Origin of the sequence: Amycolatopsis samaneae (genome assembly GCF_039541975.1) — a bacterium.
Lineage (GTDB): Bacteria > Actinomycetota > Actinomycetes > Mycobacteriales > Pseudonocardiaceae > Amycolatopsis > Amycolatopsis samaneae.
In genome coordinates, this window is record NZ_BAABHG010000016.1 from 1 (window position 1) to 12538 (window position 12538).

Below are 12538 nucleotides of genomic sequence, written 5' to 3' on the forward strand. Positions count from 1 at the left end.
GCCTGCGGCGGCACCGCGGGCGGCGCGGCGGCCGCCGGGGGGGGCGCCTGCGGCGGCGGGGGCGGTGGGGGCGGCTGCTGCTGCGGCGGAGATTGCTGGGGCGCGGGGGGCTGCGGTGGCGCGGGCGGCTGGTTCGGCTGCGCGGGCTGGGGCGCCACCGGCGCCGGGACCTGGGCGGCCGCCGGGATTTCCTGGGTACCGCCGCCCGCGACGAGCGCGAGCACGACGGCCGCGGCGATGGCCGTCCCGGACGCGGCGACCCCGGCGAACTGACGGGGCCCGCCCGCGGCGGCACCCGCCGCGCCACCGGCCTTGGCACCGCCCGCGGCCGCACCGGCGGCAGCGGCTCCGGCCGCCGCGGCGGTGTCCGCGCTCGCCTTGGCCGCGCCGATGGTGGCCAGGTAGCCGAGCGCGGCACCGCCGAGCACGATCGGGGCGATGATCGCGCGCAGACCGCCGTTGATGTCGGCGAGCTCGGCGGCGAGCGCGCGGCACTCCTCACACTCGTCCAGGTGATTTTCGACCTGGTTGCGTTCGCGTTTGGACAGCCCGTCGCGGGTCCACGCGCCGAGCCGGTCGGCGGTGGCGCGGCAGCGCTCGGCGGCGTTCTCCTGCAGGTGGACCTGGAGGTAGGCCTGGCGGAGGCCCTCACGGGCGCGGTAGGCGAGCGCGGAGACACCGTTCGCGGTCAGGCCCAGCAGCGGGGCGACCTCGGCGGGGCTCTGCTGCTCGATCTCGGTGTGCCAGAGCACGGCCTGCCAGCGTTCGGGCAGCCGCGCGAACGCCTTGGCGGCCATGGTGCGTTCGAGCCCGGCGACGGCGGTGTCGGAGAACGGCACCGTGAGCGCTTCGCGGGCCGCGCCGCCGACGTCGCTCATGTCCTCGTTGAGGTCGACGCGCTTGTCCTTGCGGGTCTTGTCGTAGGCGGTGTGCCGCAGCGCGGTCAGCAGGTAGGCACGGAACGCGGTGTCGGGTCCCTTGCCCGCGCGCAGCGTGTCGAGCACCTTGGCGAACGCCTCGGAGACGAGGTCGTCGGCCTCGGAGCTGGACCGGGCGAGCTGGCGGGCGAGGTTGTGCGCCGCGGCGGTGTGCCGCTCGTACAGTGCCCCGTAGGAAGCGATCTGGCCGGCGCGCACCTCGGCGATCAGCTCGGCGTCACTCTTACCGCTGAGCTCGGCGGGAACGATGGCCACGGGACTCCTTCTCCGGGTAGCGGTGGCCGCCTGCGGGCAGCCCGTATCTACCTTGACTCGTGCGCGGCATAAGTGTGACGGAAGCTGCGACACGCGTCACCTCGCGGTCGGTGTGTTGACCCGGAGAGCGCAATCTGATTACCCGGGTCCTGGTGAACGATGGTCAACAAAACCCGGCAGAACGCCGTCACGAGCGCCCGGCTCGTGCGTCCCCTCCCCGGAGCGCGACAAGATCGCGCCGAACCGGACGAGAGGAGCGGTGGCCCGTGGATCTGCCGGTGACCGGGGCGCTGTCCGGAGTGACGGACTCGCGGGAGGCGCGGAACCGGTTCGACCGGGATCGGACCCTGCGCGCGTTGCGTGCGCGGTGGCGGACCGCGAGCCTGGCTTCGGGCTGGCGGTTCCCCAGCGACTGGGGCCTGCCCGAGGTCGACGCGGTGTGTGCGGCGGTGGTGAAACCGGGGACGCCCACGGTGAGCAGCGAAACGGCGGAACGCGCGCTGGCCGGGCTCGGCCGGGCCCGCGCGGCCGCCGGTGCCGGGCTGGCCGAGACGCTGACCGACCTCGCCGCGTTGCACGCCGTGCTCACCGACCCCGACGCGGTGGACGGTTTCGTCGCACCGGACGTGGACGCCACACCCGCGCGTCTGCTCCGCCTGACCGCGCTGGCCTGGGCGGACGTCGCCACCGACCAGCTCGTGCACACCGAGGTCACCGATCCGCTGACCGGCCTGCCGACCGCCGCCTACCTGCGGACGCGGCTCGCCGAGGTGTACCGCAGCGCGGACCGCGAACGGCGTTCGGTGTCCGACGAGCACGTGCTGCTCGTGGTCGGACTGGACTTCAGCGTGGTGGACGGCTGGCCGCGGCTGACCGGCATGATCCTCGCCGCCGACGCGCTGCGGACCGTGTTCGACGGCGGCGAGAGCGTCGCGTCACTGGGGCCGTCGGTCGTGGCGGCGCTGGTGCCGCGTGACGACGGGCTCGCCTCGCGCGCGGTCGCGCTGCGGCGGGCCGTGCACGAACGGCTCTCGGTGGACGCGCAGCTCGCCGAAAGCGGTCAGCCGCGGATCAGCGTGGTCCGGCTGCCCGCGACCCACGAACTCGCCTGTGACGTACTGGCCGGTCTGTCCCGGGCCTGACTTGGCCCGGCCCGGGATGGACGAAAGGAGTCCGCAGGGGCCTGCCCCGAGGGAAGCAGAGGGTTCCTCGGGGCGGCCCCTGCGGGCCGTTTCCGCCGTTCGCGCCGGGTACGTCGCATTCGGGAGATTCGCGCGTGGGGGAGCGAGGGACCGTTGCTAACGTTGTTTAGCGGAACTAACGAGCGGCGATGCGGAAACCCGCTCCCGGCGGTACCCTTCCCGCCCCGGGAAATCGCACTCATGATTTCCTGGTGAGGTGACCAGCACCGTATCCTCCGCCGCTGACGGCGAAGTTCCGGCGAAGGCTCCTCAGCCCCGGCTGGCCCTGCGGCGCTCACTCGCGCGCCTGTCCGTGCGCCCGCGGTCGATCCTGCTCCTCGCGGTGGTCCCGCTGGCGGCGATGGCGTACGCCATCTGGGGGTCGACGCACGACTGGCACCTCGGCGTGGACAGTGCCGTCTACCGGGCCGGGGCGCTTCAGCTGCTGCACGGGGATTCGCTCTACGACGCCAACACGCTCCCCACCGAGCCCGCGTGGGCGCTGCTGCCGTTCACCTACCCGCCGACGGGGGCGTTGCTGTTCGTCCCGCTCGCGATGTTCTCCACCCAGATCGCGTGGGGCCTGCTGACCGTCGTCTCGATCCTGTGCCTGGCGCTGTGCGTGCGGATCGCGATCGGCGCGCTGCCCCGCCCGGCCGAGGACGGCCCGCGCTGGTGGGCCTCGCCCGCCCGCTCGACGATCGTGTTCACCCTGGTCTTCCTCGGCCTCGAACCGGTGTGGCGGACGATCTTCCTCGGCCAGATCAACATCGTCCTGATGGCGATGGTCATGCTGGACGTGCTGGTCATCGGCGCGCGCGGCAGCCGGTGGGGCGGGGTGCTGGTCGGCGTCGCGTCCGCGATCAAGCTGACGCCGATCGTGTTCCTCGGCTACCTGTTCATCACCGGCCGCCGCAAGGACGCGGTGCGTGGCGGTCTGACGTTCGTGCTCCTGCAGGGCCTGATGTTCCTCGTCAACCCGCACGACGCGGCCAAGTACTGGACGCAGACGCTGCCCGACACCGGGCGCATCGGCCCGGTGCACTGGGCGGGCAACCAGTCGCTCAGCGCGGTGATGAACCGGATCTCCGACCTCGCCCCGTGGGCGTCGAACGTCGCGCTGGGGATCGGGTTCGTGCTCCTGATCCCGGCGCTGTGGCTGGTCGTGCGCTTCCATCGCAAGGGCCAGACGCTCGCCTCGCTGCTGGTCACCGCGTTCTGGATCCTGCTGATCTCGCCGGTCTCCTGGACCCACCACTGGGTCTGGGTCGCGCCGCTGATCGTCCTGCTGGTCTCGCGCCTGCCGAAGACCACCCCGGCCACGGCGTGGAAGCGCTGGCTCGGGACGTTCCTGGCGGGGTTCGTGTTCGTCAGCTGCGTGCTGCTGATCCTGCCCAACGGCCGCAACGTCGAGCTGCACTGGACGGTGTGGCAGAACATCCTCGGCAGCGCGTACATCCTGATGCCGCTGGCGCTGGCCGCCGCGCTCGCGCTGCGCTGGTGGCTGCAACGCCGGGCCCGCACGAAGGCCGCCGCGGACGCCCATGCCGAAGCCACGTCCGGCTGACGCGCGCACCGGCTGGGTCCTCGCCGGTGCGATCGCGGTCGCGATGCTCGCCCTCGGCGTCGTCGCCTGGCTCGCGCACTGGCACCTCGGCGCGGACAGCGCGGTCTACCGGGCGGGCGCGGTGGCCCTGCTCAAGGGCGAGCCGATCTACACGCGTGACGTCCTGACCGCGCTGCCGGACTGGGTGCGGCTGCCCTTCACCTACACCCCGGCGGCGGCGCTGCTGTTCCTGCCGCTGGCGCTCGTGCCGACCGGGCTGCTGTGGGGCGTGATCGGGTTTTTGTCGGTGGCCGGCCTTACCGTGGTGATCGCGGTGGTGCTGTCGCCATCGGAGCGGTCACGGCTGGCGTGGGCGCTGCCGGTGGGAACCGCCTCCGCTCTGGTGCTGGAACCGGTGTGGAAGACGCTGTTCCTCGGCCAGATCAACCTCATACTGATGGCGCTCGTGGTGCTCGACGTGCTGGTCCTTTCGGCACGCGGGTCACGCTGGGCGGGAGTGCTGGTGGGTGTGGCGGCGGCGGTCAAGCTCACCCCGCTGATCTTCGTCCCGCACCTGTTCTTCACCGGCCGGTGGAAGGACGGGCTGCGCGCGCTGGGCACGTTCGTGGCACTGGAGGCGGTGATGTTCGCTGTCATCCCGGTCGACGCCGCGCGCTTCTGGCGGGATTCGGCCACCGATCCGAGCCGGGTCGGCTCGGTGCACTGGATCTTCAACCAGTCGCTCAACGGCATGGTCAACCGGGCCTCGCAGCTGGCGCCGTGGTCGCTGGCCGTGGCCGTCGCGATCGCGGCCGTGCTCGCCGTGCCCGCGGTCTGGCTCGTGGTGCGGCTCCACCGGCGCGGCGAGAGCGTGGCGGCGCTGCTGGTCACGGCGTTCTACGGGCTGCTGTTCTCGCCGGTTTCCTGGTCGCACCACTGGGTGTGGGCGGTCCCGCTGATCGTGCTGCTGCTGGTGAAGGGCAGGCGGATCGCCGCGGGCGCGGTGTTCGCGCTGTTCGCCGCCCAGATCGTGATGGTGGTGCCCAACGGCGGCGACATCGAGTTCCGCTGGGGGCTGGGCACGGCCGTGCTGGGCAACATCTACGTGCTGGCGGCCGCCGCCGGGATCCTCGGCCTCGCGGTCCGTGAGCTGCGGCTCACGCGTCGCGGGCCGGCGCGGGTCGCGCGGGCCTAGTTTCGACCGCCGAGGGCGCGGGAACACAGTCCGGTTAGGCTGGTCGCGCTATGGACAAACGCACCGGTCTTCCCGTTGTCGGCATGGTGGGCGGCGGGCAGCTCGCCCGGATGACCCACCAGGCGGCGATCTCCCTCGGCCAGTCCCTTCGCGTGCTCGCCGCGGGCGAGAACGAGTCCGCCGGGCTCGTCGCGGGCGAGGTCGTGCAGGGGCATCACACCGACCTCGACGCGCTGCGCGCGTTCGCGAAGGACGTCGACGTGCTGACGTTCGACCACGAGCACGTGCCCGGCGAGCACCTGCTGACGCTGGCGATGGAGGGATTCGTCCTGCGCCCGGCGCCGGACGCGCTCGGCGTCGCGCAGAACAAGCTGGTGATGCGGGAGCTGATGGCCGGGCTCGACGTCCCCGGCCCCGCCTTCGCCGAAGTGTCCACTGTGGACGACGTGGTGGCGTTCGGCGCGGCGCACGCGTGGCCGGTCGTGCTCAAGGCCGCGCGCGGCGGGTACGACGGCAAGGGTGTCTGGATGCTCGACACCGCGCAGCAGGCCCGCGAGCTCGTCCCCGAGCTGCTCGCGGCCGGGACACCGCTGCTGGTCGAGGAGAAGGTGGCCATGCGGCGCGAGCTGTCCGCGCTGGTCGCGCGTTCGCCGTTCGGTCAGGGCGCGGCCTATCCGGTGGTGGAGACCGTGCAGTCGGCCGGGATCAACACCGAGGTGCTGGCCCCGGCGCCGGGGCTCAGCGCCGCGCGGACGCAGGAGGCGCAGGATCTCGCGCTGCGCATCGCCGCGACGCTGAAGGTCACCGGGCTGCTCGCGGTCGAGCTGTTCGAGACCGAGGACGGGCTGCTGGTCAACGAGCTGGCGATGCGCCCGCACAACTCCGGGCACTGGACCATGGACGGCGCGCGGACCTCGCAGTTCGAGCAGCACCTGCGGGCCGTGCTCGACTACCCGCTCGGCCGTACCGACCTGCTCGCGCCCGCGTGCGTGATGGCCAACGTGCTCGGCGCCGAGGTCGCCCCCGAGATGAGCCCGGACGAGCGGCTGCATCACCTGTTCGCGCGATTCCCCGACGTCAAGGTGCACCTCTACGGCAAGGAAGAGCGGCCGGGGCGCAAGCTCGGGCACGTCAACATGCTGGGCGAGGACATGGAGGCGCTGCGCGATCAGGCGCTGCTCGCCGCGCACTGGCTGTCCCACGCCGTCTGGCTCGACGGCCACGAGATCCACTGAGAGGGTAGGGATTATGGCGCCGCAGGTGGGCGTGATCATGGGCAGCGACTCGGACTGGCCGGTGCTGGAGGCCGCCGGGGCCGCGCTCGACGAGTTCGGCGTCGAGTACGAGGTCGGTGTCTACTCGGCACACCGCACGCCGCAGCGCATGCTGGACTACGCGACGTCGGCGGCGTCGCGGGGGCTGCGGGTGATCATCGCCGGCGCCGGTGGCGCGGCGCACCTGCCGGGCATGGTCGCCTCGGCCACCGTGCTGCCGGTGATCGGCGTCCCGGTGCCGCTGAAGTACCTGGACGGCATGGACTCGCTGCTGTCGATCGTGCAGATGCCCGCCGGTGTCCCGGTCGCGACGGTGTCGGTGGGCGGCGCGCGCAACGCCGGGCTGCTCGCGGTGCGGATCCTCGCCGCCTCGGACGAGACGCTGCGGGCGAAGATGGCGGCGTTCCAGGCCGACCTCGAAAAGCTGGTGCTGGACAAGGACGCCGCCCTGCGCGCCAAGGCCGGTCGTTCCTGAACCTGCGGTCGCGACATGGGTGCCGGCGTGCCCCGAACGACGCGTACGGGACGTTCAACGTCCCCGACGGAGCGTTCGCGACGCCGAACGCGACCAGGGGCCTCAAGGCAGCTGCTCGCGCAGCTTGCGTTTGAGTACCTTGCCCGCCGCCGACACCGGGATCTCGTCCACGAAGTACAGCTCGCGCAGCCGCTTGTAGGGCAGCACCCGCGCGTTCACCGCGTCGAGCAGCGCCCCGGCTTCGAGGTCGTCGCCGGGCGCCTTCACCACGAAGGCCACCGGTAGCTCGCCGACGTCGTCGCGCGGACGGCCGACCACCGCGGCCGCGACCACCCCGGGATGCGCGGCCAGCAGCTCCTCGAGTTCGCGGGGGAAGACGTTGTAGCCCTTGTACAGCAGCATGTCCTTCTTGCGGTCCACAATGGACAGGTAGCCGTCCTCGTCGAGCACGCCGACGTCGCCGGTGTGCAGCCAGCCGTCGACGAGCGCGGCCGCGGTCTCCTCCGGACGGTTGCGGTAGCCGGTCATCACCTGCGGCCCCCGGACACAGATCTCGCCCTGTTCGCCCGTGGGGAGCGGTTCCTCGCCGCCCTCGGTGGCGACGATCTTGATCTCGGTGTCGGGGATGGGCAGGCCCACCGAGCCGACCTTGCGGGTGCCCGAGCGGTAGGTCGGGGCGGTCGTCGCCGCCATCGTCACCTCGGTCATCCCGTAGCCCTCGGCGATGACGGCGTCGGGGAAGCGGGCCCGCAACGCGTTGATCATCTCGTGGCTCATCGGCGCGGCGCCGGAACCGAGGCCGCGGACCGAGGACAGGTCCGCGGTCGCGAACTCCGGGCAGGCCATCAGCGCGGCGAACAACGCGGGCGCGCCGCCGATCGAGGTGACCCGCAGGCGCTCGGCGTCGGCGAGATACCGGACGGGGTCGAAACGGTCGTGCAGCACGACCGTCGTCCCGGTGAGCACGGTCGCGTTGAGCGCGCTGATCGTGCCCATCGCGTGGAACCACGGGGTCACGTTGACGACGACGCCCTCGCCGTGCCGGGTCGGCCATTCGTCGGCGCCGCCGATCTGCTCCACGGTGACGTCGCCGTGCTCGTCGAGGCGGGGCCGTGCCCCGCTCTGCCAGCAGACGTACTGCAGCGTGTTCGTCACCACGTTGCGATGCGGCAGCTGGACGCCCTTGGAGCGCCCGGTGGTGCCGCCGGTGTAGGACAGGTGCGCGAGGTCGGCCCGGACGTCGATGGCCACGTGCGGGCGGGTGTCCGGGCGGTCGGCGTGGAAGGCCGCGAACTCCGCCTGGCCTGCCTGGATCTCGCCCTCGGGGGAGACGACGACGGTGAGCCGGGCCGGGATCCGGTCGGCGACCGTGGCGAGGCCGCCCGAGAGCGGGCCGTAGGTCACGACCACGGCGGCCCCGCAGTCGGTGAGCTGGAAGGCCAGGTCGTCCGGCGGGAGCAGCGGGTTCGCCGGACTGAACGTGGCGCCCGAGAGCAGCGTCCCGTAGTACGCGACGGGGTAGGCCGGGCAGTTCGGCAGATGCAGCGCGACCGTGTCGCCCCGGCCGATCCCGTGGTCGGTCAGCGCGTTCGCGAACCGGCACGCGGCCTGGTAGACCTCGGTGAAGCTCAGCGCGTGCTCGCCGTGCGCGAACGCGGTGCGGGCCCCGTAGCGGCGAGAGGCCGCGGCGAGGATCGACCCGACCGGGACGTCGGGATAGTCGAGCGAACGGGGGAGGCCGGGCGGCGGAGCGGTGATCGGCATCACCCGACCATAGGAAGGATGCGGCCAAGCCCACAAGGACGCATCATGTGAACGAGCGCTAACATCGGTGAATCCCTACCTGCGGAAGAGGTGACGACGGTGTCTGACGGCCCCGGGCTCTACCAGCTCGCCGAAGAACACGAGGAGCTGCGGGACGCCGTCCGCGCGCTCGCGGAGAAGGAGATCGCGCCGTACGCGGCCGAGGTCGACGAGCAGGAGCGTTACCCGATCGAGGCGCACAACGCGCTGGTCAAGTCGGGTTTCAACGCCGTGCACATCGGCGAGGCCTACGACGGCCAGGGCGCGGACGCCATCGGCGCCTGCATCGTCATCGAGGAGGTCGCGCGCGTCGACGCCTCGGCGTCGCTGATCCCGGCGGTGAACAAGCTGGGCACGCAGCCGATCATCCTGTCCGCGTCGGAGGAGCTGAAGCAGCTCGTCCTGCCCTCGATCGCGTCCGGCGAGGCGTCGGCCTCCTACGCGCTGTCGGAGCGCGAGGCGGGCTCGGACACCGCGTCCATGCGGACGCGTGCCCGGCTCGACGGCGACCACTGGGTGCTCAACGGCACGAAGTGCTGGATCACCAATGCGGGTGAATCCTCCTGGTACACCGTGATGGCGGTGACCGACCCGGAGGCCGAGAAGAAGGCCAACGGCATCTCGGCTTTCGTGGTCCACAAGGACGACCCGGGCTTCTCGGTGGGCCCGAAGGAGAAGAAGCTCGGCATCAAGGGTTCGCCGACCCGCGAGATCTACTTCGAGAACTGCACGATCCCGGAGAACCGGATCATCGGCGAGCCCGGCACCGGCCTGAAGACCGCGCTGCGCACCCTCGACCACACGCGTCCCACCATCGGCGCGCAGGCGCTCGGCATCGCCCAGGGCGCGCTGGACGCCGCGGTCGCCTACGTCAAGGACCGCAAGCAGTTCGGCAGGACGATCGCGGAGTTCCAGGGCGTCCAGTTCATGCTGGCCGACATGGGCATGAAGATCGAAGCCGCCCGGAACCTGGTCTACGCCTCGGCCGCCGCCTCGGAGCGCGGCGACAAGCGCGCGGGCTTCACCGCCTCCGCGGCCAAGAAGTACGCCTCGGACGTCGCCATGGAGGTCACCACCGACGCCGTGCAGCTGTTCGGCGGCGCGGGCTACACGCGGGACTTCCCGGTCGAGCGCATGATGCGCGACGCGAAGATCACCCAGATCTACGAAGGCACCAACCAGATCCAGCAGGTCGTCATAGCCCGCGCCCTGCTCCGGGGCTGAAAACCGGGCGTTTCCGCTCCGGAAGATCGCAACCGGCTGTTCTGTCCGCCCCGTCGAAAACGGCGCGGAGGGAACAGCCGGTTGGCGTGTGTGGGTCCGTTACGTTCGCCGAGGACGTGGCCTAGTTGCAGTTGCCGCAGCAGCCGCAGCCCTGGCCCGTGCACTTCGAGCAGCACCCGTGCATGTTCGCTCCTTCCGTGAGCACCCCGCGCGTTCGACGCTAAGTGACATCGGCCGATGCGCATAACCGCTAGGTGGGTGGGTGACCGGGTGAATCACCGCACGAGCTGACCCGTCACCCAGGCACAGGAATCCGTCCCCCGCACGTACACCAGGCCCGTGGTTTCGTCGCCGATGCTGCACTCGGTGACCGACTCGCCGTCGATGTCCGCGAGGGCCACGGTGACGTTCGTGCCGAGCGGAACCTTGACCTGGAACGACTTCGGGCCGTGGCCGGGCAGTTCTTCGTGCCGCACACCGCCGGGCGCGGCCGGGTCGGTGAAGGTGACCCGGCGCGCCCCGCGCGCGCGGACGGTCACCGTCACCATCGGTGCCGGCGGCGCCGGGACCCGCGCCGGGGCGGACACGACGGTCGCGGACAGTGCCGCCAGCGGCAGGACCATGAGTGCGGCGTGGAACAGGTTCATGCCCCAGCGGTCGAAAACGATCTTCCCGCCGTTACGGTGTTCGAATCCTTTGTGCCGCAACGGAAGCCGGGATCAGGCCGCGCTGGACCGTTCGGTCGTGACGATGTGGTCCACGAAGCCGTACGCCAGCGCCTCCTCGGCGTCGAACCACCGGTCGCGGTCGGCGTCCGCAGTGATGCGCTCCACCGTCTGCCCGGTCTGCCGCGCGGTGATCTCCGCGATGCGGTGCTTCATCTTGCCGAACACCTCGGCCTGGATCGCGATGTCGGTGGCCGCCCCGCCGATGCCCGCGGACGGCTGGTGCATCACGATCCTGGTGTTGGGCAACAGGTACCGCTTGCCCGGCGTGCCCGAGGACAGCAGGAACTGGCCCATGGAGGCGACGAAGCCGAGCCCCCAGGTCGACACGTCGGGCTGGATCAGCCGCATCGTGTCGTAGATGGCCATGCCCGCGGACACCGAACCGCCCGGCGAGTTGATGTAGAACCGGATGTCCTTCCCCGGAGCGTCGGCGGCGAGCAGCAGGAGCTGCGCGACGATCCGGTTGGCCACCTCGTCGGTGACCTCCGAGCCGAGGAAGACGACGCGGTCGCGCAGCAGTTGCTCGTAGACCGAGTCGTCCAGCGTCAGGCCCGCGGTCGGGGTGGACATCTCGGGTGCCAGGGTCGACGTCATCTTCCAGCCTGCTCTCGGTCGGTGATCTTCCGCTTCCGACGATAAGCGGACGCGGTGGCCGGTGACGACCTCGTTCGCTGAGGGCGTTACGTGGTAAGAAGCCTGATGGACTTCGACAGCGCGACCAACGAGAAGATGGCGGCGAACGAAGCGAACTGGAACGAGCGCACGCCGATCCACCTGGCGAGCCGGTTCTACGGCTTGGCCGAGGGCCGGGCTCCCGAGTTCTGGTTCGCCCCGTTCGAATGGGCCGACCTCGGCGAGCTCGGCGGCCGCGATCTCGTCCACCTGCAGTGTCACCTCGGCACCGAAACACTCGCCTTCGCCCGCAAGGGCGCCCGGACCACCGGGCTCGACTTCTCGGCCGAGGCGGTCGACGCGGCCAAGGGGATCGCGGACGCGGCGGGGCTCGACGTCGGGTACGTGCGGTCCAATGTGTACGACGCGGTCGCCGCGCTGGGCGCGAACCGTTTCGACGTGGTCTACACCGGGAAGGGCGCGGTGTGCTACCTGCCCGATCTGCCGCGCTGGGCCTCCGTGGTGGCCGATCTCCTGCGCCCCGGCGGATTCCTGTACCTCGTCGAGTTCCACCCCCTGTTCACCGCGCTCGGGCCGACGCCCGGCCCGGAGAACGCACAGGATCTGTTGCTGCGGCACGATTACCTGGAAGGACGGGGCGCCATCGAGCGCGACGCGACACGTACGTACACCGACGGGCCCGAACTCCGGGAAGCGACGACGGCGTACGAGTGGGTCCACGGTCTGGGCGAGCTGGTCACCGCGCTCAGCGGGGCCGGGCTCTCGGTCACCTCGCTGCGGGAGACCGAATTGTTGCCGTGGCCCCGGTGGGAACGCATGGTCCCTGCCGAAGACGGCTGGTGGCGGCTGCCGGACTCCGAACCGCGCGTTCCCCTGCTCTACGCCCTGAAGGCGGTCAAGGGGTAGCCGCGGGAAAGTTCCGATCGACCGCCAGGAAGGTACTTTCGGGTCAGGTTGGGAAGCCTTTTCCGCCGCGGAGGGTCGTCCGTCCGTTGTGGTGTGGGAGAAACGTTCTCGGCATCCAGCACGTGATGGAGGAGAAATGAAGAAGACCCGAGTGGTCCGGTCGTTCGCGGTGGCCGGCCTGGCCGCGCTTGGACTCGTCGCCGCTTCCTCGGTCGCTTCGGCCGTGTCGGCGCACCAGGTGGACAGCCCGTCCGGTGCGGTGCACCTCGCGGGCGCGGGTGACCCGGGCATGGGCGAGGGCGGTAAGGGTGACCCCGGTATGGGTGAGGGCGGCAAGGGCAGCCCCGGCATGGGCTGAGGCGGTTCCGCAGGGCGCGAAC

12 protein-coding genes are annotated in these 12538 nt (G+C 71.4%); 8 read left to right on the forward strand and 4 right to left on the reverse strand.

Annotation, left to right across the window (positions count from 1 at the left end; all coding sequences use genetic code 11):
* A partial coding sequence (locus ABD987_RS34530; protein WP_345404027.1) for a sigma-70 family RNA polymerase sigma factor occupies positions 1-1193 on the reverse strand: 1193 nt, incomplete at its 3' end.
* Positions 1194-1459: 266 nt separating this feature from the next.
* Between ABD987_RS34530 and ABD987_RS34535 the strand changes: the two genes are divergently transcribed.
* The 5 genes from ABD987_RS34535 to purE all read left to right on the forward strand — a co-directional run bounded on the left by ABD987_RS34535 (position 1460) and on the right by purE (position 6864).
* Positions 1460-2335, forward strand: a complete 876-nt coding sequence (locus ABD987_RS34535; RefSeq protein ID WP_345404030.1) for a GGDEF domain-containing protein — start codon at positions 1460-1462, stop codon at positions 2333-2335.
* 256 nt (positions 2336-2591) lie between these two features.
* Positions 2592-3941: a glycosyltransferase 87 family protein gene (locus ABD987_RS34540; RefSeq protein WP_345404033.1), complete on the forward strand. Its 1350-nt coding sequence runs from the start codon at positions 2592-2594 to the stop codon at positions 3939-3941.
* Positions 3919-5115 carry a glycosyltransferase 87 family protein gene (locus ABD987_RS34545; RefSeq protein ID WP_345404036.1) on the forward strand — a complete coding sequence of 399 codons (1197 nt, stop codon included), beginning with the start codon at positions 3919-3921 and terminating at the stop codon, positions 5113-5115. Before ABD987_RS34540 ends, ABD987_RS34545 begins: the two co-directional genes overlap by 23 nt.
* A 50-nt stretch (positions 5116-5165) precedes the next feature.
* The gene (locus ABD987_RS34550; RefSeq protein WP_345404039.1) at positions 5166-6350 is read left to right on the forward strand and encodes a 5-(carboxyamino)imidazole ribonucleotide synthase; all 1185 of its coding nucleotides are present in this window, start codon (positions 5166-5168) and stop codon (positions 6348-6350) included.
* Positions 6351-6363: 13 nt separating this feature from the next.
* A complete protein-coding gene (purE, locus tag ABD987_RS34555; RefSeq protein WP_345404045.1) occupies positions 6364-6864 on the forward strand; it encodes a 5-(carboxyamino)imidazole ribonucleotide mutase in 501 nt (166 codons plus the stop codon).
* Between the two features lie 102 nt (positions 6865-6966).
* Here the strand turns inward: purE and ABD987_RS34560 are convergent, their stop codons facing one another.
* The gene (locus ABD987_RS34560; protein WP_345404048.1) at positions 6967-8628 is read right to left on the reverse strand and encodes a class I adenylate-forming enzyme family protein; all 1662 of its coding nucleotides are present in this window, start codon (positions 8626-8628) and stop codon (positions 6967-6969) included.
* Between the two features lie 90 nt (positions 8629-8718).
* On the opposite strand from ABD987_RS34560, the gene ABD987_RS34565 reads away from it, so the two are divergent.
* Positions 8719-9891 (forward strand): acyl-CoA dehydrogenase family protein, encoded by a 1173-nt coding sequence (locus ABD987_RS34565; protein ID WP_345404051.1) that lies wholly within the window; start codon positions 8719-8721, stop codon positions 9889-9891.
* A 275-nt stretch (positions 9892-10166) separates the two neighbouring features.
* Here the strand turns inward: ABD987_RS34565 and ABD987_RS34570 are convergent, their stop codons facing one another.
* Positions 10167-10538: a hypothetical protein gene (locus tag ABD987_RS34570; RefSeq protein WP_345404054.1), complete on the reverse strand. Its 372-nt coding sequence runs from the start codon at positions 10536-10538 to the stop codon at positions 10167-10169.
* A gap of 72 nt (positions 10539-10610) precedes the next feature.
* A complete protein-coding gene (locus ABD987_RS34575) occupies positions 10611-11213 on the reverse strand; it encodes a ClpP family protease (protein WP_345404057.1) in 603 nt (200 codons plus the stop codon).
* A 105-nt stretch (positions 11214-11318) separates the two neighbouring features.
* Between ABD987_RS34575 and ABD987_RS34580 the strand changes: the two genes are divergently transcribed.
* Both ABD987_RS34580 and ABD987_RS34585 read left to right on the forward strand, forming a co-directional pair.
* Positions 11319-12158 (forward strand): class I SAM-dependent methyltransferase, encoded by an 840-nt coding sequence (locus ABD987_RS34580; RefSeq protein ID WP_345404060.1) that lies wholly within the window; start codon positions 11319-11321, stop codon positions 12156-12158.
* 136 nt (positions 12159-12294) lie between these two features.
* Positions 12295-12516, forward strand: coding sequence for a hypothetical protein (locus tag ABD987_RS34585; RefSeq protein WP_345404063.1), 222 nt, complete (start codon positions 12295-12297; stop codon positions 12514-12516).
* Positions 12517-12538: the final 22 nt, after the last annotated feature.